At 66.8% G+C, this 21,536-nt stretch carries 21 protein-coding genes; 13 read left to right on the top strand and 8 right to left on the bottom strand.

Features of this window, described 5'->3' with window-relative positions; all coding sequences use genetic code 11:
* Positions 1-264: 264 nt before the first annotated feature.
* The gene (gene tcuC, locus CY652_RS10785; protein WP_102130682.1) at positions 265-1,605 is read right to left on the bottom strand and encodes a tricarballylate/proton symporter TcuC; all 1,341 of its coding nucleotides are present in this window, start codon (positions 1,603-1,605) and stop codon (positions 265-267) included.
* A gap of 566 nt (positions 1,606-2,171) precedes the next feature.
* Here tcuC and CY652_RS10780 point away from each other — a divergent pair.
* Positions 2,172-3,338, top strand: a complete 1,167-nt coding sequence (locus tag CY652_RS10780) for a porin (protein WP_102130681.1) — start codon at positions 2,172-2,174, stop codon at positions 3,336-3,338.
* 60 nt (positions 3,339-3,398) lie between these two features.
* On the opposite strand, the gene CY652_RS10775 is transcribed toward CY652_RS10780, so the two are convergent.
* A complete protein-coding gene (locus tag CY652_RS10775; RefSeq protein WP_102130680.1) occupies positions 3,399-4,274 on the bottom strand; it encodes a FadR/GntR family transcriptional regulator in 876 nt (291 codons plus the stop codon).
* Between the two features lie 266 nt (positions 4,275-4,540).
* Between CY652_RS10775 and CY652_RS10770 the strand changes: the two genes are divergently transcribed.
* From CY652_RS10770 to CY652_RS10750, 5 genes are all read left to right on the top strand, one after another.
* Positions 4,541-5,422, top strand: a complete 882-nt coding sequence (locus CY652_RS10770; protein ID WP_102130679.1) for a branched-chain amino acid ABC transporter permease — start codon at positions 4,541-4,543, stop codon at positions 5,420-5,422.
* Positions 5,419-7,209 carry a branched-chain amino acid ABC transporter ATP-binding protein/permease gene (locus CY652_RS10765; protein WP_102130678.1) on the top strand — a complete coding sequence of 597 codons (1,791 nt, stop codon included), beginning with the start codon at positions 5,419-5,421 and terminating at the stop codon, positions 7,207-7,209. The genes CY652_RS10770 and CY652_RS10765 overlap by 4 nt, the downstream gene beginning before the upstream one ends.
* Positions 7,196-7,930, top strand: a complete 735-nt coding sequence (locus tag CY652_RS10760; protein WP_102130677.1) for an ABC transporter ATP-binding protein — start codon at positions 7,196-7,198, stop codon at positions 7,928-7,930. The genes CY652_RS10765 and CY652_RS10760 overlap by 14 nt, the downstream gene beginning before the upstream one ends.
* Positions 7,931-8,033: 103 nt before the next feature.
* Positions 8,034-8,999 carry a 3-hydroxyacyl-CoA dehydrogenase gene (locus tag CY652_RS10755; protein WP_374703650.1) on the top strand — a complete coding sequence of 322 codons (966 nt, stop codon included), beginning with the start codon at positions 8,034-8,036 and terminating at the stop codon, positions 8,997-8,999.
* 78 nt (positions 9,000-9,077) lie between these two features.
* Positions 9,078-10,217 (top strand): ABC transporter substrate-binding protein, encoded by a 1,140-nt coding sequence (locus tag CY652_RS10750; protein WP_102130675.1) that lies wholly within the window; start codon positions 9,078-9,080, stop codon positions 10,215-10,217.
* Positions 10,218-10,325: 108 nt separating this feature from the next.
* Here CY652_RS10750 and CY652_RS10745 read toward each other — a convergent pair whose 3' ends face one another.
* Positions 10,326-11,180, bottom strand: coding sequence for a helix-turn-helix transcriptional regulator (locus tag CY652_RS10745; RefSeq protein WP_180970531.1), 855 nt, complete (start codon positions 11,178-11,180; stop codon positions 10,326-10,328).
* Positions 11,181-11,276: 96 nt separating this feature from the next.
* On the opposite strand from CY652_RS10745, the gene CY652_RS10740 reads away from it, so the two are divergent.
* Entirely contained in the window at positions 11,277-12,164 is an 888-nt protein-coding gene (locus CY652_RS10740; protein WP_102130674.1) for an SDR family oxidoreductase, read from the top strand.
* A gap of 65 nt (positions 12,165-12,229) precedes the next feature.
* On the opposite strand, the gene CY652_RS10735 is transcribed toward CY652_RS10740, so the two are convergent.
* A complete protein-coding gene (locus tag CY652_RS10735; protein WP_102130673.1) occupies positions 12,230-12,871 on the bottom strand; it encodes a TetR/AcrR family transcriptional regulator in 642 nt (213 codons plus the stop codon).
* 75 nt (positions 12,872-12,946) lie between these two features.
* On the opposite strand from CY652_RS10735, the gene CY652_RS10730 reads away from it, so the two are divergent.
* Both CY652_RS10730 and CY652_RS10725 read left to right on the top strand, forming a co-directional pair.
* Positions 12,947-14,107, top strand: coding sequence for a serine hydrolase domain-containing protein (locus tag CY652_RS10730; protein ID WP_180970529.1), 1,161 nt, complete (start codon positions 12,947-12,949; stop codon positions 14,105-14,107).
* Positions 14,108-14,277: 170 nt separating this feature from the next.
* A complete protein-coding gene (locus CY652_RS10725) occupies positions 14,278-14,667 on the top strand; it encodes a hypothetical protein (protein ID WP_102130672.1) in 390 nt (129 codons plus the stop codon).
* 61 nt (positions 14,668-14,728) lie between these two features.
* On the opposite strand, the gene CY652_RS10720 is transcribed toward CY652_RS10725, so the two are convergent.
* The 3 genes from CY652_RS10720 to CY652_RS10710 form a co-directional block, all read right to left on the bottom strand.
* Complete coding sequence (locus CY652_RS10720) at positions 14,729-15,028, bottom strand: DUF3761 domain-containing protein (protein WP_102130716.1); 300 nt, start codon at positions 15,026-15,028, stop codon at positions 14,729-14,731.
* A 130-nt stretch (positions 15,029-15,158) separates the two neighbouring features.
* Complete coding sequence (locus CY652_RS10715) at positions 15,159-16,406, bottom strand: NRAMP family divalent metal transporter (RefSeq protein WP_258002271.1); 1,248 nt, start codon at positions 16,404-16,406, stop codon at positions 15,159-15,161.
* A 143-nt stretch (positions 16,407-16,549) separates the two neighbouring features.
* Positions 16,550-16,969, bottom strand: coding sequence for a DUF4279 domain-containing protein (locus CY652_RS10710; protein ID WP_102130671.1), 420 nt, complete (start codon positions 16,967-16,969; stop codon positions 16,550-16,552).
* 39 nt (positions 16,970-17,008) lie between these two features.
* On the opposite strand from CY652_RS10710, the gene CY652_RS23980 reads away from it, so the two are divergent.
* The gene (locus tag CY652_RS23980; protein WP_146010068.1) at positions 17,009-17,236 is read left to right on the top strand and encodes a hypothetical protein; all 228 of its coding nucleotides are present in this window, start codon (positions 17,009-17,011) and stop codon (positions 17,234-17,236) included.
* Positions 17,237-17,730: 494 nt separating this feature from the next.
* On the opposite strand, the gene CY652_RS10705 is transcribed toward CY652_RS23980, so the two are convergent.
* Positions 17,731-18,477 (bottom strand): hypothetical protein, encoded by a 747-nt coding sequence (locus CY652_RS10705; RefSeq protein ID WP_219723724.1) that lies wholly within the window; start codon positions 18,475-18,477, stop codon positions 17,731-17,733.
* Positions 18,478-18,570: 93 nt separating this feature from the next.
* Here CY652_RS10705 and CY652_RS10700 point away from each other — a divergent pair, with 93 nt between their 5' ends.
* The 3 genes from CY652_RS10700 to CY652_RS10690 all read left to right on the top strand — a co-directional run bounded on the left by CY652_RS10700 (position 18,571) and on the right by CY652_RS10690 (position 21,317).
* On the top strand, positions 18,571-18,849 hold the full coding sequence (locus CY652_RS10700; protein ID WP_102130670.1) for a metal/formaldehyde-sensitive transcriptional repressor: 279 nt from the start codon (positions 18,571-18,573) through the stop codon (positions 18,847-18,849).
* Between the two features lie 9 nt (positions 18,850-18,858).
* The gene (gene dmeF, locus CY652_RS10695) at positions 18,859-20,124 is read left to right on the top strand and encodes a CDF family Co(II)/Ni(II) efflux transporter DmeF (protein WP_102130669.1); all 1,266 of its coding nucleotides are present in this window, start codon (positions 18,859-18,861) and stop codon (positions 20,122-20,124) included.
* 320 nt (positions 20,125-20,444) lie between these two features.
* Positions 20,445-21,317: a glycoside hydrolase family 16 protein gene (locus CY652_RS10690; RefSeq protein ID WP_180970527.1), complete on the top strand. Its 873-nt coding sequence runs from the start codon at positions 20,445-20,447 to the stop codon at positions 21,315-21,317.
* The last annotated feature ends 219 nt before the right edge of the window (positions 21,318-21,536 follow it).

Here is a 21,536-nt window from a genome sequence, read left to right as displayed (position 1 = left end):
AGCCCGCGCAGCCGCATGGACCCGGCCGGCATCGAGCGAGCCGGGTCCGCGATCCATGCCGTGCTCGCGAACCGCGAGCACGCCGAGCACGCAAGCCTCTGCGAGGCCGTCGCGCATCGTCGCGACACCGACGGCGCCCGCCGTCATGCGGATGCCTCTCTCGAACAGCCGGGAGCGGCTACAGCGCCCCGATGCGTCGCGTCGGCCCAGCAGCGCCCTGCCTTTCGCGTTTCATGCCTCGCCGGAAAACGGCCTGAAACCGCCTCAGTGCAATCCGGCCGTCTGTCGTTCAGCCGTCTTGCGACCGTTCAGCGCCAGCGCCGCCGCGAGGCTGATGAGCGCGTTGAGCGCCAGCCAGACGCCGACCATCGCATTGCTGCGGAACGTGTGCGTGAGCCAGGTCAGGATGGCGGGCGTGAAGCCGCCGAGCACGGCCGCGGCGACGGCCTGCGAGAACGCATAGCCCGAGGTGCGCGCATCGGGCGGAACCAGTTCGACCATCGCCGCGACCTGCACGGAACTGTAGCTCGCGTAGATGAACGAGAACCAGATCTCGACGACGGCGAACTTGAACACGGTAGGCCCGTGAGCCAGCCACGCGAGCAGCGGCCAGGCCGTCGCGGCCGCGAGCAGCGTCACGACGACGAGCATCGTGCGCCGGTTCACGCGATCGGCCACGGCCGCCATGATCGGCAGGAACGCGAACACCACGAGACCGCCGAAGAAGAGCACGACGAAGCCGGCGGCTTCGCCGAGGTTCAGGCTCTTGATGAAGGTCGGCGCGTAGGTCGTGATGGTCTGCGACGTCACGGTCGCCATCGCGACCATGCCCATGCACAGCACGAGGGTGCGCCAGCCGGAGACGAGGTTCGTGCCGATTTCGGCGGCCGTCGGCATTTTCTGCTTGCGCGCGAACACGGCGGTTTCCGCAAGGCTCGATCGCAGCCAGAACAGCGCCGGCACGACGGCGCAGCCGAGCAATAGCGGCACGCGCCAGCCCCACGCGCTCAGCTCGCCCGGCGCGAGCAGAAGCAGCAGGAAAAAACCGGCCAGCGAGGCGAGCATGACCGAGAGCTGCTGGCTGCCGGCCTGCCAGCAGGTGTAGAACGCGCGCCGGTTCGGCGGCGCGATTTCCGCGAGATAGACGACCGAGCCGCCCAGCTCCGCGCCGGCCGAAAAGCCCTGCAGCAGGCGTCCGCAGAGCACGATGAGCGGCGCGGCGACGCCGATGCCCGCATAGGACGGCGTGCAGGCCACGCAGAGGATGCCGGCGGACATCAGCGCGAGCGAGAGGATCAGCCCCTTGCGGCGGCCGTGACGGTCGGTGTACGCGCCGATGACGATCGCGCCGATCGGACGCGCGAGGAAGCCGAAGGCGAAGGTCATCAGCGACATCATCAACGAGAGGTACTCGTTGTTGCTCGGGAAGTAGGTCTGCGCGATGTAGCGTGCGTAGTACCCGTAGATCATGAAGTCGTAGATCTCGAGGCCGTTGCCGGCCACGACCTGAACGACCGGCAGCAGGGCGCCGCGCGAACGCCGACCGCCGACCTCGCCGGCCGCGGCGGCCAGCCCTCCCGATGCGACAGCACTGTCTTCCACCATCTGTGTCTCCTTCGTTCAGTCCGTTCAGACCTGGCGGGCTCTGGCGGCCCCGGTTCCGTCCGTGCGCAGCCCGTTCGACCCGGCATCGCTGGCAGAACCCGCTTTTTATTATCAGACGTCCTATATCGTAGACATATCGTAGACCACGAATCGCGGGAAAGCGCGGTTTTTTCTCTGCGTTCCGCTTTTTTCTTCGTGCTTTCTCGTGGTGGAAAGAGGATGCCCGATCGGGCGACCAATGCACGACGCCAGGTTGTCGGACAACGTAATGTGCGTCTCCGACCCATTTTTTTCGGCCGTCCCCGGCAAGCCGAGGAATCGGCCGCCCTCATCTCCACGCGCTTCTTCCAGACGATCGCCCGATCCATATTCCGGATGACGAATGAATTATTCGTCGCCGCCGGCCATCGACTCGCCGCAACGGCTCGCAACCGGGCCCCGCCTTACTCCGCGACTTTATACAACCTTTTTATATCCGATCCCGTAGCCTTGTCTCCCGACCGGATCGGCCGCGACACGCCATGCCGCGGCCTCTCATCCCCGCTACAAACCTGGAGTTCAGAAGCATGAAAAAGTCCCTCCTGGCCTTCGCTGCCCTGCCGGGCGCCTTCGCCCTGTCCGCCCACGCGCAAAGCAGCGTGACGCTATACGGCGTCATCGATACGGGCCTCGCCTACGCCAGCAACCAGGGCGGCCACGGTAGCTGGCAGCAGGTCAGCGCCTCGACCGAAAACACGGTGTTCGGCCTCAGGGGTTCGGAAGACCTGGGCGGCGGGCTGCACGCCGTCTTCAAGCTGGAAAACGGCTTCAATGCGAACAGCGGCAGCCTCTACAACGCCGGCGATGCGTTCGGCGAACAGGCCTATGCGGGACTTCAGGACAACACGTACGGCACGCTGCTGATCGGCCGGCAGTTCGACACCTTCAACGACATGATGGGGCCGCTCGCCGCCGCCGGCGGCAGCTACGGCGGCAGCCTCGCCGCTCACCCGTTCGACAACGACAACCTCGCCGCAGATTCGATGAGCGTCAACGACGTCGTCAAGTACACGAGCAACGCCTACGACGGCGTCAGCTTCGAGGGCATGTACGCGTTCGGCAACAAGGCCGGAAACTTCGCGGACAACCGCGCCTGGGGCTTCAGCGCCGCGTATTCGAACGGTCCGGTCAATCTCGCGGCCGGCTATCTCGAACTGGGCGGCCCCGGCGGCGGCGCCGACGACGCCAACCCCGACGGCGCAGTCGCGCGCGACGACGGCAGCGCGGACTTCGTCGCGCAACGCCAGCGCATCTGGGGCGCGGGCGGCAACTACACGTTCGGCAAGGCGACCGTCGGTCTCCTCTGGACACACTCGCAAATCGGCGACATGGCCGACGTGTACGCGGGCGGCCTCGGTTACGCGGGGCTCGGCGGCAACCTGCGGCTCGACAACTACGAGCTGAACGCGCGCTATGCACTCACGCCGGCGCTGAGCATCGCGGGCGCCTATACGTTCACCGACGGCGCCTACGGCGACGGCGCCGCCAGCGCCTCGCCGGACTGGAATCAGTTCACGCTGCAGACGGACTACACGTTCAGCAAGCGCACCGACGTCTATCTCGAAGGCGTCTATCAGCACGTGCACGGCGGCCCGGCCGATTCCGTGCTCGACGACGCGATGATCAACACGCTGTCGCCGTCGTCGACGCAAACGCAGGTGGCCGTCGAAATCGGCCTGCGGCATCAGTTCTGATAATTCTGATCGCTCGAGGCTGCGCCGCCCGGGCCCGCGACGACCCGGGCCGGTTTCGCGTCAGGCCCGCCGCCGCGCGCGCGAGGCGGCCGCCTTCCCGGCTACCTTCTCGCCCGCCGGCGGCTCCGCTCCTTCGTCGGCGAAATGGCGCACGAAATCGCGCGCCAGCGCGCCGCCGCGGCCGATCCAGAAATCCCGGTCGGCAAGGCGCACGCGCGCGGCCACGCAGAGCATGTGATCGCCGGCCGCGGCGCGCGCGCGCTCCGCATCGCCGGCCACGATCGCCGCGAAAATCTTCTCGTGCTCGTCGCGCACCTGATGGACGAAGTCCATGCGCCGCGCCTCGTTGGCGCGCGTCACCTTGATCGCGAGACGAATCTGCTGCGCGAACATCTCGACGAAGCGGACCCAGTACGGGTTGCCCGTCGCGGCGGCGATGCGCAGATGGAACTGCACGTCCTCCTCCACGCCGTCGCCGCCCGCCGACACGACCTCCTCGATGCGCAGCAGCGCGTGCTCGATCTCGGCGAGCTGGCCCGGCGTGCGCCGCACGGCCGCGAGCGCCGCCGTTTCCGATTCGAGCCCGCGCCGCACCTCGGTCAGGTTCAGCAGCGACTGCACCGACTGCTCGGTCAGCGGATCGCCGAGCGCCGCGTCGGGCAGCCCCGTCTTGCTGACGAACGCGCCGCTGCCCTTGCGCGTCGTCAGCAGGCCGTCCGCCTTCAGGAGCGCGATGGCCTCGCGCATCACCGTGCGGCTCACGCCGAAGTGCTGCGCCATCGCGTGCTCGGACGGCAGCCGCGTGCCCGGCGTCAGGCGCTCGTCGCGAATCTTCGTCAGCAGCCGGTCGGCCACGCGCTCGCCCAGCGTGCCGGAGCGAAACGCGCCGGTCTCTTCGTCCGCGTCCGTTGCGACCGGCGGCGTCGAAGCGTTCATCGATAAAGTCCTCTGAAATGCATGTCCCGTGCGTTCATTGTACGTAAATAAAAACCCCCGTTGACAGCATTAGAACAACTTCATACCATCGATAACAGATTCTAGACAGGTTGCCGACCGTACCTCGTCCCCCCCCCCGCCGCGACCGGCGCACGGGACAGGCCGAGTCGCCCGACAGGAGACACGGGCGCCGCCGCTCTCGCGAGCCGCGGCCCCGCCGGCGGACGTTTCGCGCGAACGCGCGCCGGGCCGCAGAGGAGGAAGCGATGAGCTTCGTGGTCAACAACGTCCAGGTACTGTTCGCCGGGCTCGCGCTGGGGTCGATCTACGCGCTCGTCGCGCTCGGCTTCGTGCTGATCGTGCGGGCGACCAACGTCGTCAACTTCGCCCAGGGCGACTTCGCAATGCTCGGCGGCTTCGCGATGGTCGCGTTCCTCGGCAGCGGCCTGCCCTACTGGCTCTGCTTTCTGCTCACGCTGCTCGCGCTCGGCCTGTTCGGCATCCTGTTCGCGCTCGGCGTCTATTACCCGCTGCGCCACCGCTCGTTTCTGCCCGTCATCATCAGCACGCTCGGCGCGTCGATCTTCATGCAGAACGCCGCGCTCTACGTGTTCGGGCCGCAGCCGCGCGCGATGGGCCGGCTCTTCGACACGCCCGGCATCAACGTCGGCGGCGTGTTCATGGACACGCAGTACCTCTCCATCCTCGGTTTCACGGCGCTCGCCGTCGCGTTCCAGTACGTGCTGTTCGAGCGCACGCTGCTCGGCAAGAAGCTGCAGGCCACCTCGCAGGACAAGGACATGGCGCGCCTCGTCGGCATTCCCGTCGCCGGCATGATCGCGTTCACGTTCTTCTACAGCGCCGTGCTCGGCGGCCTCGCCGGCGCGCTCGTCTCGCCGATCCTGTTCGTCTCGATCGGCATGGGCTCGATCATCGCGCTCAAGGCGTTCGCCGCCGCCATCATCGGCGGGTTCGGCGACATCACGGGCGCCATCATCGGCGGCCTGCTGCTCGGCGTGGTCGAGAGCTTCGGCGCGCAGTACATCTCGGTCGCCTACAAGGACGCGTTCGCGTTCCTGCTGCTGTTCCTCTTCCTGCTGTTCAGGCCGCAAGGCATCTTCGGCGAAAAAATTTCGGAGAAGGCATGAACCGCCCGTCCGCTTCCGCCGCACCGGCATCGAACGCGGGCCGCGTTCCCGCGCGTCTCGTCCTGCCCTGCCTCGCCGCGCTCGCGGTCGCAGCCGCGCCGTTCGTCCTCACGCTGAGCCCCTACGTGCTCAACATCTTCATGCAGGCGGCGACCTACGCGATCGCCGTGCTCGGCATGACCATCGTGCTCGGCTATACCGGCCAGATCAACCTCGCCCAGGCCACGTTCTTCGGCATCGGCGCCTACGCGATCGGGCTCGGCACCGTGGTGCTCGGCCTGAACTTCTGGGTCTCGCTGCTGCTCGGCATCGCCGTCGCCACGCTGGCCGGCTTCGTGCTCGGCCTCACGACGCTGCGGCTCGGCGGCCACTATCTCGCGATGATCACGATCAGCTTCCAGCAGATCTTCAATCTCGTGCTCGTCAACTGGGCCAGCGTGACGCAAGGCCCGGACGGCGTGGCCGGCATCGCGCGCCCCTCGTTCTTCGGCTTGCCGCTCGACGACGACCGCTGCTACCTGCTGCTGTGCCTCGCGTTCCTCTACGCGGCCATCGCGCTCGTCTGGTGGCTGCCGCGCACGCGGCTCGGCCGCGCGATGCGGGCCGTGCGCGAGAACGAGCTGGCCGCCGAGGTGACGGGCGTCCACACGCTGCTCGTGAAGGTCGTCGCGTTCACGCTCGGCGCGGCGCTTGCCGGCGTGGGCGGCGCGTTCTACGCGGCGGGCTTCGCCTACATCAGCCCGGACAACTTCGATTTCTCGCGCTCGGTGGAATTCCTGACGATGGTGCTGCTGGGCGGCGCGGACTCGGCCTTCGGCGCCGTGTTCGGCACCGGCCTGCTGATCGTGCTGCCCGAGTGGCTGCGCTTTCTCAAGGACCTCTACCTCGCGGTCTACGGGCTCGCGGTCATCCTCATCATGGTGTTTTTGCCGGCCGGCATCTGGGGCCTCGTGCGCAGCCGGCTCGGCGCGCTGTTCGGCAAGGAACCCGCGGTCGACGTGGCGCGCATCGCGCCGCTCGAACTCGCGGTGCCGAACGCCGATGCCTCGCCGATCCTGAAGCTCGACGACGTGCGCAAGCACTTCGGCGGCGTGAAGGCCGTGGACGGCATTTCGCTCGAAGTCGCGCGCGGCACGGTCCATACGCTGATCGGCCCGAACGGCTCGGGCAAGACGACGACGCTGAACGTGCTCAACGGCATCTACCGCAGCAGCAGCGGCACGATCGTGTTCGACGGCACCGACATCACGGCGATGACGCCGCACCAGCGCGCGGGGCTCGGCATCGGGCGCACGTTCCAGAACATCCGCCTGTTCGCGTCGATGTCGGTGGTCGAGAACGTGATGGTCGGCGCGCAGCGCGCGAACAACCCCGTCGGCACGAGCCGCGCGGCGCTCTACGAGCGCGCGCTCTCGGCGCTGAAGTTCGTCAACATGGCCGAGCACGCGCACCGGATCGTGCGCAGCCTGCCCTACGGCCACCAGCGCCTCGTCGAGATCGCACGCGCGCTCGCCGGCCACCCGAGCTTCCTGCTGCTCGACGAGCCGGCCGCCGGCCTGAACCTGACGGAAAAGAAGAACCTCGGCGAACTGCTCAAGCGGCTCAAGGGCCACGGCCTCACCGTGTTCCTGATCGAGCACGACATCAGCCTCATCGAGCAGGTGTCGGACACCATCACGGTCCTGAACTTCGGCCGCAAGATCGCCGAGGGCGAGCCCGGCTACGTGCTGCGCCACCCCGACGTCGTGGCCGCCTACCTCGGGGAGAGCACCCATGCCCCTGCTTGAGCTCGAGAACGTCGCGAGCCACTACGGCCACGTGCAGGCGCTCGACGGCGTGTCGCTGCACGTCGAGGCCGGCGAGATCGTCACGCTGCTCGGCGCCAACGGCGCGGGCAAGAGCACGACGCTGCGCACGATCTCCGGGCTCATCGCGCCGACGCGCGGCGAGATCCGCTTCGAAGGCCGGCCGATCGCCGGCCTCGCGCCCGAGAAGATCGTGCGCATGGGGCTCGCGCACGTGCCCGAGGGCCGGCGGATCTTTCCGGGCCTGACCGTGCGCGAAAACATCATGATCGGCGCGTCGGCGCGCAGCAGCCTCGGCCGGCGCGGGCTGAACGCCGAGGCCGACGCGATGTTCGACGTCTTCCCCGACCTGAAGCGGCTCGAACACGCGCTCGGCTGGAGCCTCTCGGGCGGCCAGCAGCAGATGCTCGCCGTCGCGCGCGGCCTCATGTCGAAGCCGAAGGTGCTGCTGCTCGACGAGCCCTCGCTCGGGCTCGCGCCGATCATCGTCCAGCAACTGTTCGCGGCCATCCGCACGATCCGCGCGAACGGCACGACGGTACTGCTCGTCGAGCAGAACGCGAACATGGCGCTCTCGGTCGCCGACCGCGGCTACGTGCTCTCGACCGGCCGCGTGCTCGTCGAGGGCGCGCCCGCCGAACTGCTCGGCAACGAAGACGTGCGCGCCGCCTATCTGGGCGGCGCGCACGCGGTGCCCGGCTGAACCAGGCGATACGCGCCCGGCCGACCCGCGTCGAGCGGCGCCGACCCGGCACGGCGAAGGCGGACAGTCGCGCGAGGTCGACGCAACGAACGCATACGCGGACATCCGCACACATCACGCACAGGAGAAGTCGAAGATGGAAAAGATCGCAATCGTCGGCGCCGGGCTCATCGGCTGCGCATGGGCCTCGGTGTTCGCGCGGGCCGGCCACGCGGTGACGCTGTACGACGTCGATGCCCATGCGCTCGCGAACGCGCGCGCCGCTATCGAGGCGGGTCTCGCGAAGCAGCGCGCGTTCGGGCTCGTCGCTGAGGAGCCCGCTGCCATCGTCGGGCGCGTGAGCGTCACGCCCTCGCTCGAAGAAGCGATGCGCGGCGCGGACTTCGTGCAGGAAAACGTGCGCGAGACCGTCGACGCGAAGCAGGCGATCTACGCGAGACTCGACGCGCTGGCCGGCCCCGACACGCTGCTCGCCAGTTCCACCTCGGGCATCCCGGCCTCGAGCTTCACGGCCGACCTCAAGGGCCGGCACCGCTGCTTCGTCGGCCACCCGATCAATCCGCCCTCGGTCGTGCCGCTCGTCGAACTCGTGCCGGCACCGTGGACCGACGCCGCCGTCATCGAGCGCGCGCGCGACCTCTATGCGCGCGCGGGCCAGGTGCCCATCGTCGTGCAACGCGAGATACAGGGGTTCATCGTCAACCGTCTGCAGGGCGCGCTGCTGGCCGAGGCGTTCCGGCTCGTCGAGGACGGCTACGTGAGCGGCGCCGACGTCGACAAGGCCATCAAGGACGGGCTCGGCCTGCGCTGGGCCTTCATGGGACCGCTGGAGACCATCGACCTGAACGCGCCCGGCGGCATCCGCGACTATTGCGGCCGCTACGGCCCGCTCTACCACGACATCGCGAAGCAGGCCGTGCCGCGCGTCTGGAACGACGCGCTCGTCGGCAAGCTCGAGCAGGAACGCCAGGCCGAGCTGCCGCCCGGCGAGCGCCAGGCGCGCCAGGCCTGGCGCGACGAACGCCTGATGGCGCTCGTCGCCCACAAGCGCGACGCGCGCGCCAGGTGAAGTGAAGCGACGCGCCGGCCGGCTTCGCGCGCGTCGCAGCATCACGAGCAGTCCGACAACACCACAAGGAGACAAGCAATGAACAAAAGACTGTCCTGGTTGACCCTCGCGGCCTCGGCCGCCCTGGGTCTCGCCTCGTTCCACGCGTTCGCCGCCGATCCGATCCGCTTCGGCATGGTGACCGAAAACACCGGCCCGAACTCCGAATCGGGCGCCTACCAGCAAAACGGCGCAAAGCTTGCCATCGACGAGATCAACCGTGCCGGCGGCGTGCTCGGCCGCCAGATCCAGTTGAGCGACGAGGACAACCAGAGCACGAACCCGGGCTCCGTCCTCGCCATCTCCCGACTCACGAGTTCGGGCAATCTCTCCGCGCTGATCGGCACCGTGCGCAGCACGCAGATCCAGGCCATCTCGCCGACCATCCTGCGCGCGCGCCTGCCGCTCATCATGGGCGGCACCGACGTGAGCCTCACGCACACGCACAACCCGTGGATCTTCCGCGCGCGGCCCAACGACGGCTACTCCGCGCGGGTCATCGCTGACTACGGGCTCAACACGCTCAAGCTCAGGAAGTGGGCGATCGTCTACTCGACCGACGCGTTCGGCAACGGCGGACGGGACAACCTGAGCGCCGCGCTCAAGGCCGCCGGCGTCACGCCCGTCGTCACCGAGGGCTTCGCGAGCAACTCGCAGGACTTCACGCCGATCGTGCTCGCCATCAAGAACTCGGGCGCCGACGTCATCTCGACCTACATCGCCAACTCGACCGACGTCGCGATCTTCGGCAAGCAACTGCGGCAGCTAGGCGTGAAGACCGCTTGGGTCGGCTCGCCTTCGGTCGCGACGGCGACGGCCATGGAACTGGCCGGCAACGCGCTCTACGGCACCTATTCGGTTTCGGACTTCTCGCCGGGCGCGAGCCCCGAGGCGCAGGCCTACGCGGACAAGTACCGCGCCGCCTACAAGATGGACCCGGACTTCTATTCGGCCTGGGCCTACGACGCGGTAAAGCTGCTCGCGCTCGCGATCCGCAACGCCAACAGCGCGCAGCCGGCGGACATCGCGCGGGCGCTGCATGCGATCAAGGGCTACCGGGGCGTCGAGGGGACCTACTCGTTCGACGCGAACGGCGACGGCCTGCACGGCTACAACATCGTCAAGAACGACAACGGCAAGATCGTCTTCGTCAAGCACATCGACTTCGCGTCGCCCTGACCGACGCATCGTGCCGATGCGGCCGGCCGGCGAGGCGGTGCCTGCGCGACGCGCGTTGCGCGGGCACCGCCGGATATAGCGAGTCGTGCAGAATAAAAAGCGCGCCGCTCATGCCGACGTGGACGCGGGCGCGGCCGACCGGGCCGCGATCAACCCGCGCACCTTGTCCACGTCGGCCGGCGTCGCCGGGTTGTAGACCACCATGCTGAGATCGGGCCGGCCGTCGACGGCAAAGGCCGAATACTCCATCGCGAGCAGCCCGACCTGCGGATGCCGCAGATGCTTCGTCCCCTCGCCGTAAGCTCGCACGTCGTTGTCGCGCCATATCGCGTCGAACTCGGGGCTCTTGCCGCAGAGTTCCTCGACGAGCGCCTCGACGGTCTTCGAGGCCCCGGCGCGCGCGGAATCCGCGCGAAACGCCGCCACCGCGAATCGCGCGACGCTCTCCCAGTCGAGTTGCACGGATCGCGTGTGAGGGTCGAGAAAGATCCGGCGCAGGATGTTGCGCTGGTCGGACGCGAACGTGTCGTAGCCGAACACCGCGGCGGCGGCCCGGTTCCAGGTGACGAGGTCCCAGGTGAACGTCTTCACGAAGGCGGGACTGAACTCGAGCACGTCGAGCAGATGCTGCAGCCTCGGCGAAATGCCCGAGGCCGCTTCGTAGCGCGCCTCCGGCGCGCGGCCCAGCGCGAGCAGAAACAGGTGCTCGCGCTCGACGCCCGTCAGCATCAGCGCGCGGGCGATCCGCTCGAGCACGTCGGCCGACGGCGCGCCGCCGCGCCCCTGCTCGAGCCACGTGTACCAGGTCGCGCTGACGTTGGCGCGCTGCGCGACCTCCTCGCGCCGCAGCCCCGGCGTGCGGCGCCGCGCCATCGGGAAGCCGAGCGCCGCCGGGTCGAGCTTCATGCGGCGATCCTTCAGATAACTGCCAAGCGGGTTGTCGTTCGTGGGTGCCACGCTCATCCTGTTATTCCTTATACCTCTATAACGTCACTACTTTACCCGGATAAGCCGTGAGCGGAAAGTCACTTCCGTTCTCAACGTTCGGAGGGTTTCACAATGCGCATCTTTCTAACCGGCGCCACCGGATTCATCGGCTCGGCCATCGTCCGCGAATTGAAGGCCGCAGGACACTCGGTGCTCGGCCTCGCCCGCTCCGACGCGGCCGCCGCCTCGCTCGCCGCCGAAGGCGTGGACGTCCATCGCGGCTCGCTCGAGGATCTCGACAGCCTGCGTCGGGGCGCCGCCGCCGCGGACGGCGTGATCCACACGGCCTTCATCCACGACTTCTCGAACTTCAAGGCCAACTGCGAAATCGACCGCCGCGCGATCGAGGCGCTCGGCGCCCCGCTCGCCGGCTCCGGCCGTCCGTTCGTCGTCACGTCCGGGACCGCGCTCCTCGCCTCGAGCCAACTCGCCGAGGAGCAGACGACGGCGCCGTCCAACTCGTTCCCGCGCGTGGCGTCGGACGAAGCCGCGGCGGCGCTGGCGGCGCGCGGCGTACGCGTCTCGGTCCTGCGCCTGCCGCCGTCGGTCCACGGCACGGGCGACCACGGCTTCGTGCCCACGCTCGTCGGCACCGCGCGCGAGAAGGGTCTCTCGGCCTACATCGGCGAAGGGCTCAACCGCTGGCCCGCCGTGCACCGGGTCGACGCGGCCCGGCTCTACCGGCTCGCGCTCGAAAAAGGCGTGGCGGGCGCCCGGTATCACGGTAATGCCGAAGAAGGCGTGCCGTTCAAAGACATCGCCGCCGTAATCGGCCGGCGCCTCGGCGTGCCGGTGGTCAGCAAGACGCCGGAGGAAGCCGCCGAACACTTCGGCTGGTTCGCGCATTTCGCCGCGATCGACAACCCGACGTCGAGCCGCTGGACGCGCGAGCAACTCGGATGGCAGCCCACACAGCCCGGCCTGCTGGCCGATCTCGACCAGAACGCCTACTTCGGCTGACGAGACAGGCGGGCCGCGCGCGGACGCATGGTCGCACTCCGCTCGCGACCCGCCGGATTCCGCGCCTACACGGCCACGCGCCGCACGACGCCGTAGCCCGCCACGGTCGCGGCCGCCATCTCCGCGACGGCCGCGAGTTCGGCCTCCTTCGCGCCGTCGCGCGCCTGCACCGACATCCCCTGAACCACCGCGCCGACGTAGCGGGCAAGCGCCGCCGCGTCGGTGTCGGAGCGCAGCTCGCCCGCCCCGATCGCGCGCCGGACCCTCGCCTCGAACGCGGCGATCGTGGCGCCGCGCAACCCCGCGACGTGCGCGGCAATCTCCGCGTGCTCGGCCGCGCACGTCAGCACGCCCGTCGACACCATGCAGCCGCGCGGCCGGCCGCGCCGGCAAAACGCCCTCGCCGACTCGCGCAGCAGATTGCCGAACGCCGCTACGGCCTCCGGCTCCGCCTGGAACGATTCGAATATCGCGCCGCCGACACTGGTCCGATAACGGTCCAGCGCCTCGCGATACAGATCAGCCTTCGAGCGAAACGCCGCATAGAGGCTTTGCGGCGTGATGCCCATCGCCCCGGTCAGGTCGGCGATGGACGCCCCTTCGTAGCCGTACTTCCAGAACGTCCGCATCGCATCGGCCAGCGCGGCATCGCGGTCGAAACCGCGCGGCCGGCCGCGGGAACGCGCCGGCATCGGACTATTTTTCATAACGATCACTCTTGAAATTAATCCGGCATCCGCGTAGATTTCCGGAACGGTCATTGTGATTATAGGAGATTCCCCGTGTCTGGCTCCCCCGCTTCACCCGCGCGCTCCGCCGCGCTCGACGCCGCCATCGACAGCGCGCTTGCCGGGCGGCGCCTTGTCGGCGCCGTCGTGCTCGTCGCGCGAGACGGCGAACCCGTCTACCGCCGCGCAGCCGGTTTCGCAGACCGCGAGGCCGGCACGCCGATGCGCGAGGATGCGATCTTCCGGCTGGCGTCGCTGACCAAACCGATCGTCTCGACCGCCGCGCTGCGGCTCGTCGAGCGGCGCGTACTTCGACTCGACGCGCCGGTCACGCAATGGCTGCCCGCCTTCCGGCCCCGGCTCGCCGACGGCAGCGAGCCCGTCATCACGATCCGCCATCTGCTCACGCATACGGCGGGGCTCACCTACGGCTTCCTCGAACCGGAGACGTCCGCGTGGCACGCCCACGGCGTGTCGGACGGGCTCGACGACGCGGACGTCGACCTCGACGAAAACCTGCGCCGGCTTGCCACCGCGCCGCTGTCTTACGCGCCCGGCAGTGCGTGGCGCTATTCGCTCGCGATCGACGTGCTCGGCGCGGTCGTCGCGGCGGCCGGTGGCCGCCCGCTACCGCAGATGATCGACGAACTGATCGCCGAACCGCTCGGCATGACCGATACCGGCTTCGTCGTGCCGGCCGGCCAATCGGCACGCCTCGCCGCGCCTTACGGCGACGCCGTCCCCGAGCCCACCCGCATGCCCGCGCACGCCGAACTCGCGCATCCGTCGTCGGGCGGCATCCTTTCGTTCGCTCCGGGCCGCGCGCTGAACCCGTCGGCCTGGCCGTCCGGCGGCGCGGGCATGGTCGGTACGGCGAGCGATTTCCTGCGGCTGCTCGAATGCCTGCGCAAGGGCGGCGACGGACTGCTCGAAACGCAGACCGTCGCGCAGATGACGACCGACCAGGTCGGCGTCCAGCCCGAGACGATCGGCCCCGGATGGGGCTTCGGCTACGGTGCGTCGGTGCTCGTCGATCCGGCCGCCGCCGCGACGCCCCAATCGCCGGGTACGTTCGCGTGGGGCGGCGCGTACGGACATAGCTGGTTCGTCGATCCGCGGCAGGCGCTGAGCGTCGTCGCACTGACCAACACCGCGTTCGAGGGCATGTCCGGCCGGTTCACGCTCGACGTGCGTGACGCCGCCTATCGTTCATAGGTTCATGAGCCGCGCGCCCGGCACAACCGCTCCGGCAGGACGAGGAGACAAAACCGGCAGGCCTGCGAGGGTTTTTATTTCTCGTGTAGCATGACTTTTCGGGTGACCGGAGGATTCCGGACGCGAATCTGCCCGCACCCGGCGTCTGGAACGAGCGGAAGGAGTCGGACATGGATGCTCAACAGGTGATCGATCTCGCGAGCGCGGCGGGTCTCGCACTGCATCCCCGCGGCGACACGCTGGAGATGGTCGGGCCCGCCGGTTCGCGCGACGCGCTGCGCGCGCTCGTGGCCGAGCACCAGTACGAGATCATCGATTACCTGCGGAATGCGCCATGTCGTCCGGTGCGCTCCGGACCGCCTGCCGGAGAGCTGGGTAAAGCGCGAAGAGCGCGCGCCGAACTGATCCGGTTGATCAAGGCGCTGGCGGCCGCCGAAGGATGGCGGGACGAGACGCGCGAGCGCGTGCTGTCCGTCGCGAGCCGTCAGCCGGCGTCGACGCTGGCCCCCGATTTGGTGCACTTCGCGGAGCGGCTTCGGGGAGTAGAGGCGGCGCGGTAGGCGAACCGAATGATTTCGCGGCCGGGTCTCGCCGCCCGGTACCGTTCGCGTTGCCTGGGCGCTACTCCCACTCCGCCACACCGTGGTGATGCGAGCAGGTCCCGGCGTGATGCTGGCTGAAACTGTACGTGCCGTCCCCGCACTTCGCCGTCGCGCCGACGGGCACCTTGCCGTTGCGCGAATGCGCCGGCGAGTGCACCACATGCCCCTCGCGGTTCACGTAATGGCCGTGCTCCTGCAATTGGGATTCGTCGGGAGACGGCTGGCCGGCGTGAGCCGTGCCGGTGACGGCCAGCAGTGCCGCCAGACTGGTGCATCGAATGAGGGCGAATATTCTCGCGGCCACGCGGCCGTTTTTCATGTGGCTCTCCGCCATCTCCTTCCTCCGTCTTTTTCTTTGTCTTGCGGGGCATGCCCGACACGAACCCGTCGGGCATGCGGAACGTCGTGCTACACGAGGCGGCGCGGCCGATCAGCTTCTTGTGCCGCCCTCAGGAAAACATACCCGCAATCCCGGAGTACAAGCCAAGGCCGACCGTCACGACGATCAGCATGCAAGCCACCCACCCGTAACCCTTCCCCAGTCGATACGACTCGGGCAGACGCCGGGCGAGCAGATACAGGAAACCGAGGACGATCGGCAGCAGCAGCGCGTTCATCACCTGCACGCCGACGCCCAGCGAGACCAGGTTCGCACCGGAGCCCGTGATGAACGCAGCGGCGATCAGCACCAGCGTATAGGTGGCGTAAAACCACGGCGCCTCGCGCGGCTTGTGCTCGAGCGTGTGCCGATACCCCAATATTTCGCCCAGTGCGCGCGCCGCGGTCAGCGTCACGACGATCGCGGCCACGAGCGCCGCGCCGACCATGCCCATGCCCATGCCGAACAGCAGCTTGCCGCTCTGCACGCCGAGGAACGGCGTGATGGCGTCGCCGATCTGCTGCACGGTGTCGAGCGGCCTGTTCGAGCCGGAACGCGCGAGCGTCGCCCCCGTGACGATCAGCACCGCCGACATGATCAGTTGGGTCAACACCGCGCCGATCGCGGTGTCCCACCGGGCGGCGCGCAAATCTCCGGGGCCGAGCCTCTTCTCCACCACGGCCGACTGCTGATAAAACACCATCCACGGCATGATGACCGCGCCGATGTTGGCCGACAGCAGGAACAGATAGTCGTGGTTGCCGAGCGGCATGTCGACGAGCTGGGCGCGCACGGTCGCAACGTCGGGATGGGCGCGCCAGGCCACCACGAGGAACACCAGTTCGAAAGCGCCGAGCAGAAGGGCGACCCGCTCTACCGACAGGTACGACCCGGTGTAAACCATCCAGGACAACCCGACGACCACGACCGTCAACGTCAGCCAGGAGGGAATGCCGTACATCAGGCCGACGCCGGCCAGCCCGCTCATTTCCGATAGCAGCGCACCGAGGCAGGCGAGCATCAGCGTGCCCACCGACAGCCACGCCCAGCGCAAACCGAAATGATGTTTGATCAGATCGCCGTGACCCTTGCCGGTGACGACGCCGAGGCGAACGGTCAGTTCCTGAATGATGAACAGGACGGGAATGAGGAGCAGTTGCGGCAGCAGCAGCCGGTACCCCCATTGGGCACCGCTTTGCGCCGCGGTGATGACGCTGCCGGCATCCGTGTCGGCCAGCATCACGACCACCCCCGGGCCTACGACAGCGAGCGCCCTGAGCCACCAGCGCGACGGCCGGGCAGGTAGGGGTAAACTCATCGGGAACAGTGAGAATAAGAACTATTATAAAAATGAGATAGTGGCGCAGAACGGGGGGAGCGTCAAGACTGGGCTTCCCCCTGACAAGCCTGCACGCAACACAGGGCCGGGCTAACGACTGCGTCCCCCCCCGGCAGACCGAACTACCACCGATACTCGTCAATTTCGACTACGCCGCCCAGGAATTCCATCATCGCGCGGATGTCGTCAGGCACGTCGGGCACGCGGTCGCCGGTCGCGTTGTCCCAGTAGCACCAAAACCGCGCCTTGACCCCTTCGCGCTCCAGCAGTTCGCGAAGGCCCGGCCGCGTGAGGTTCAGTCGGTCTGTCAGATAGCGCAGGTGCGGTTCGAGTGCGTCGCTGTGAACGAATGGTTTGCTGCCGAAGCCCCACAACCTGACCCTACCTGGCGTGCGGCTGATCCTGCCGGATGGCGTAATAAAGGGCTCACCCTTCGTAATGGCCGTATCCGGTTTGACGTCAAAGTAGTCGGTCCAGAACGCAGGCACCACCGAGTCACCCATGACATGAAACGTTGCGTGCGCGAGTTGACGGTCTGTCATCGGCAATCCTGATCCTTGGTCCTGTTAATTGGCCCAATCGTGGAAGTTCGCGACGAAATTTCCATTGAAGTAGACATCGCCGTTGTCGTGCCAAATGACGTTATCCGCTGGTCCAAGGCCATTGTCGGGTTTGAAGCAATGCAGGATGTCGTCGAATGTTTTTGGGTCGCTATTCCCGTTCACGATTTGCCCATGAATAAGGGTGGAACGGGAGCCTACAAATCGACATCGACGCCGACTATATCAAGTCCCCATTTTGACATCTGAAGGATTACTTATAATTCCTGCACGTCGTCAAGCCCGACATCATTGAAAACGATCAGCGGACACTGAATCCAGACGACGGATTCAAGAATCAGGCGCACTTTTCCGATGTGTCGACTGGCGAGATCGAGAGCATCCTGTGCCACATCAGCGTCAGCCGTGAGCGCTTCGACCCGTCGCGCAGCAGGTGACGCGATTACGGGCAGTCGAAGGTCCTGTGAGCAACGCTACCGGGTGACCGGCGGGATACCGGCGTCGACGAACCGTGACGCTTGTTCGACGACCGCCTCGACCATGAATTGAAGCCGCGTCCGGTCAAGCCAAAGCCGGTCAGCCGCCGTCACGGCATACGCGTCTCGCCATGACGGCGACCACTCACGATTGAATTGCCGGACATGGTCAGGCACGTCGGGCTGAATTGACGCTCGCCACCGGCAACCCGCCAACGATCCATGACCACCTCGCCGATGCCTGACCCAATCCCGTTTCATGCCGCTTCATGCCGCTTCGCGGCCTTCCTTCCAATGCCCGATGCCCTCGGTCACCGCGTAGTAGACGATGACGAGGCCGGCCAGCGGATCGGCCCACCACCAGCCGGCAAGCGCATTCAACGCAACGCCGGCCAGCACGGCCGCCGCCAGCAGCGCATCGATCACCGTCACCCGCGATTCGGCGATCAGCACGGCATTGCCGAGGCGACGCCCGACCACGCGCTTTCCCCTTGCGAGCAGCAGCATCGCCATCACGGTTGCGGCGAGCCACGCCGCGCCGACCGGCGAAGGCGCGGGACGCCCGCCCACGGCAAACACGTACGCCGTCCCGATCACGACATACGCAGCCAGCGCCAGAAACGCCGCCCCGATCAACCGCAGCGCAAGCTTCTCCTTGCGCCCGCCGGCACCTGTCAGGTGCCACACGACGACCATCGACGCGAAAATCTCGATCAGGGAATCCAGCCCGAAACCGGCAAGCGCCACCGATCGCGCGGCCAATGCGGCCATACCCACCACGACGACGCCGACCACATTCCAGCCAAGCGTGACGTATTCGAGTAACAGCCCCTGACGCAACAGCACCCGGTTATCCGGACCGTCGATGGTGTGGGTGGAGGGGCCGTCGGACATATCCGCCATGAATGGTCGCTCGCTCGATAAAAATAGGATCTGGCGCGAAGCGCCCGTCATGCGGGCGCGCTTCGCACGGGAAGCGGCTTTCTTGACCGGGTGCAGCGAAACGACGGTCATCGGCTGCCCGACCATCGGACCGCCCCGCCTCCCGGTTATCCCGCAACCCGAAATCGATTATAGTATACCCCCTATGGGTATATAGGAGACGCCGTGAGTCATACCGTTCGAGAGAAACAGAAGTTGCTGAACCGGGTTCGCCGCATCAAGGGGCAGGTCGAGGCTATCGAGCGCGCGCTGGAAGACGAAAGCGGTTGCGACGAGGTCATGCAACGAATCGCCAGTTGCAGGGGCGCGATGAATGGTCTGCTGGCCGTGGTGCTCGAGGACCACATTCGCACGCATCTGGTCGATGCGGAGAGCGGCAAGGATCATGACGGCGGCAGCGCGACCGAACTGCTGGTCGAGGTCGTGCATAGCTACTTCAAATAAGAGACCGGCATGAGCGACTTCAGCGATGCCGCATTCGGCGCGGGGCACGACCACGTTTTCCTCGGTGCCGCCCACAAGGAAAACGAACGCCGCACATGGGCGGTCATCGCGCTGTGCAGCGCGATGATGGTCGCGGAAATCGTTGGCGGAAGCGCGTTCGGTTCGCTGGCACTGGTGGCCGACGGCCTGCACATGTCCACCCATGCGGGAGCGATGCTGATTGCCGCGCTGGCCTACACCTACGCACGCAGGCACGCAAACGATGCCCGCTTCGTGTTCGGGACGGGCAAGCTCGGCGACCTGGCGGGATTTTCGAGCGCCATCGTGCTCGCGATGATTGCGCTGCTGATCGGATACGAAGCCGTCGCGCGCTTCCTGTCGCCGGTGCCGATCCGTTTCGGAGAGGCCATTCCCATCGCCGTGCTCGGTCTGCTGGTCAACCTCGCCAGCGTATGGCTTCTGGGCGGAGATCATCACGGGCACAGCCACGGCCATCATCACGGTCACGATCATGACGGGCACGGTCACGACGAAGAGCCCAGGAAAATTCTCTCCCAGTCCGGCATGCTCGACGTATCGATCTTCGAGAACGGCGTGCCGCCGGTATTCCGGCTCGCCCCCGCCACCGCGGGGTCGTTGCCTGGCACGCCCGTTTCGGTGACCACGGTCCGTCCGGACGGCACGCGCCAGATATTCGCCATGCTGGACCGGGGCGGATACCTGGAATCGGGGGAAGAAATTCCGGAGCCGCACGAATTCAAGGCGATCGTCCTGCTCGACGGCAACGAGCACGAATTCGAATTCGAGGAGCACGAGCACCATGGCCCGCACGATGCCGCCACGCGGGACCACAACATCCGGTCGGCCTACCTGCACGTCATGGCCGATACGGCCGTATCCGTACTCGCCATTGTCGGGCTCGTCCTGGCGCGACTGTTCGGATGGCTCTGGATGGACCCGCTTGCCGGCATCATCGGCGCACTGGTCATCGCAAACTGGTCCTACGGGCTGATGCGCGATACCGGGGGAATCCTGCTCGACGTGAACCCGGACCGGCGTCTTGCCGACAGCGTTCGCCGGGCGATCGAGGCGGACGGCGACCGGGTCGTCGATCTGCACGTCTGGCGGCTCGGCCCCGGCCATATGAGCGCCGTGGTGTCCGTCGCCACTGACCGGTCGAATCGGGACTCGCGTTTCTATCACGCAATCCTGCAGCGCCTCAAGGGCCTGTCGCATATCACGGTGGAAGTGCTGCGGCCCGCAGCCCTCAACTGAAACGGTGCGATGAAGCGCGAGCCGGCGACTCGATTACCGGACCATCGACGACCGTTCGCGCTTCCGCGTGCGGGCCGTCCATGCCCCGGACTCACGCGGACATCGCCGGCATAAAGAACCCGCGAAGCGCTGCGCCATCGCGGGTTTCAGGATTTTCCCGGAAATCTGTACGCCTCGACTCGACACCACCTGTGCGCCGTCGCACGGAACGCCGCGAAGCCTTTTGCGAAATTGACAGGGCAAACGCGTACGAAGTGGAGAGGCAAGCGATGAGTCGTATAAGCCGGGTGCTAACCGTGGTTTCGATATCGGTTCTGTCAATGCTGATTGCCGCGGCAAAACCTGCATCGACCGCCGTTTCGGTGTCGGCACCGGCGCCAGCCCCGAGCCATGCTCCACATGCCGGCGACATCGATCTGACAGGATACACACTGACCTTCGAAGACAACTTCGATCGTCTGAGCGTCGCTACCCGCTCGCCCAAAGGCAGTGCAACCTGGCTTCACATTCCGCCCTACGGACCGGCCTCAAACTACTCCGCTTCAAGGTGGGATAGCCGCGCACTCAGTGTTTCGGGGGGCGTTTTGTCCATCAAGGCATACGTGGACCCGGCCGGCACCTGGCGTTCCGGCAATCTCTCCTCGATGGACGAAACCGGCCAGGGATTTGCGCAACGCTACGGATACTTCGAAGTCCGCGCCAGAATGCCGGCGTCCGGTACGGGTTCCTGGCCGGCATTCTGGCTGCTGAGTTCGACGTCCATCAACAACACGTCGGGGAAAAAATTTTCGGAGATCGATATCTTCGAGTGGTACGGCAACACCTACACGGATAATCGCGCCGTCATTCAGGAAGCGACGCACAACTGGGCTTCAGGCGGCACGCGTAGCGAAGGGGCGCAGTTCTACTCGCCCGCCACGCCGATGCCGGACGGAGCGAAGCCCTGGAGGCGCTACCATATCTATGGCTGCCAGATTGACCCTGTGCACATCACCTGGTATATCGACGGCATCCAGACCAATCAGATCCCGACTTCAGATGCCGCAGACTATATGACGGGGCCTTATTACATGATGCTCGACTACGCGCTGGGCGGCGGTTGGCCCGTAGACAAAGTGGTCGACGGTTCCACGTTCGATATCAATTGGGTCCGCGTCTACGCGTTACCGGCGTCGGTCGGCCGATCCGGATAAGCGATGCAGAAATATCGCGAGGCGTAGCGTTACGGCACGGGCTTTGAGATTTTCCCGGATCTATCCGGATGGAGAGTTGGTGCGGGGACCGGACTCGAACAAATCAGGTTGATCCTTTACTGTCAACAATCTGGCAATATCAGGCTAGAGAAGTACCACCGAAAATACCACCAGAGGATGACCGCTATGGTCAGCGGCTCGGTGAATTTGGGCAGTCCA

The sequence above is a fragment of the Burkholderia sp. WAC0059 genome, from assembly GCF_002870125.1.
GTDB lineage: Bacteria > Pseudomonadota > Gammaproteobacteria > Burkholderiales > Burkholderiaceae > Paraburkholderia.
The sequence above is the reverse complement of the archived record's forward strand: the minus strand, read 5'-3'. Positions and strand labels throughout refer to the sequence as shown.

Bases quoted from the DNA above. Each gene is read 5' to 3' on its own strand.
- CY652_RS10770 (WP_102130679.1), top strand. From the start codon at position 4,541: ATGAGCTTCGTGGTCAACAACGTCCAGGTACTGTTCGCCGGGCTCGCG.
- CY652_RS10690 (WP_180970527.1), top strand. From the start codon at position 20,445: ATGCTGATTGCCGCGGCAAAACCTGCATCGACCGCCGTTTCGGTGTCG.
- CY652_RS10720 (WP_102130716.1), bottom strand. From the start codon at position 15,028: ATGAAAAACGGCCGCGTGGCCGCGAGAATATTCGCCCTCATTCGATGC.
- CY652_RS10780 (WP_102130681.1), top strand. From the start codon at position 2,172: ATGAAAAAGTCCCTCCTGGCCTTCGCTGCCCTGCCGGGCGCCTTCGCC.
- CY652_RS10705 (WP_219723724.1), bottom strand. From the start codon at position 18,477: ATGACCGTCGTTTCGCTGCACCCGGTCAAGAAAGCCGCTTCCCGTGCG.
- CY652_RS10725 (WP_102130672.1), top strand. From the start codon at position 14,278: ATGGATGCTCAACAGGTGATCGATCTCGCGAGCGCGGCGGGTCTCGCA.
- dmeF (WP_102130669.1), top strand. From the start codon at position 18,859: ATGAGCGACTTCAGCGATGCCGCATTCGGCGCGGGGCACGACCACGTT.
- CY652_RS10735 (WP_102130673.1), bottom strand. From the start codon at position 12,871: ATGAAAAATAGTCCGATGCCGGCGCGTTCCCGCGGCCGGCCGCGCGGT.
- CY652_RS10765 (WP_102130678.1), top strand. From the start codon at position 5,419: ATGAACCGCCCGTCCGCTTCCGCCGCACCGGCATCGAACGCGGGCCGC.
- tcuC (WP_102130682.1), bottom strand. From the start codon at position 1,605: ATGGTGGAAGACAGTGCTGTCGCATCGGGAGGGCTGGCCGCCGCGGCC.
- CY652_RS10775 (WP_102130680.1), bottom strand. From the start codon at position 4,274: ATGAACGCTTCGACGCCGCCGGTCGCAACGGACGCGGACGAAGAGACC.
- CY652_RS10715 (WP_258002271.1), bottom strand. From the start codon at position 16,406: ATGAGTTTACCCCTACCTGCCCGGCCGTCGCGCTGGTGGCTCAGGGCG.
- CY652_RS10710 (WP_102130671.1), bottom strand. From the start codon at position 16,969: ATGACAGACCGTCAACTCGCGCACGCAACGTTTCATGTCATGGGTGAC.
- CY652_RS10745 (WP_180970531.1), bottom strand. From the start codon at position 11,180: ATGAGCGTGGCACCCACGAACGACAACCCGCTTGGCAGTTATCTGAAG.
- CY652_RS10760 (WP_102130677.1), top strand. From the start codon at position 7,196: ATGCCCCTGCTTGAGCTCGAGAACGTCGCGAGCCACTACGGCCACGTG.
- CY652_RS10740 (WP_102130674.1), top strand. From the start codon at position 11,277: ATGCGCATCTTTCTAACCGGCGCCACCGGATTCATCGGCTCGGCCATC.
- CY652_RS10750 (WP_102130675.1), top strand. From the start codon at position 9,078: ATGAACAAAAGACTGTCCTGGTTGACCCTCGCGGCCTCGGCCGCCCTG.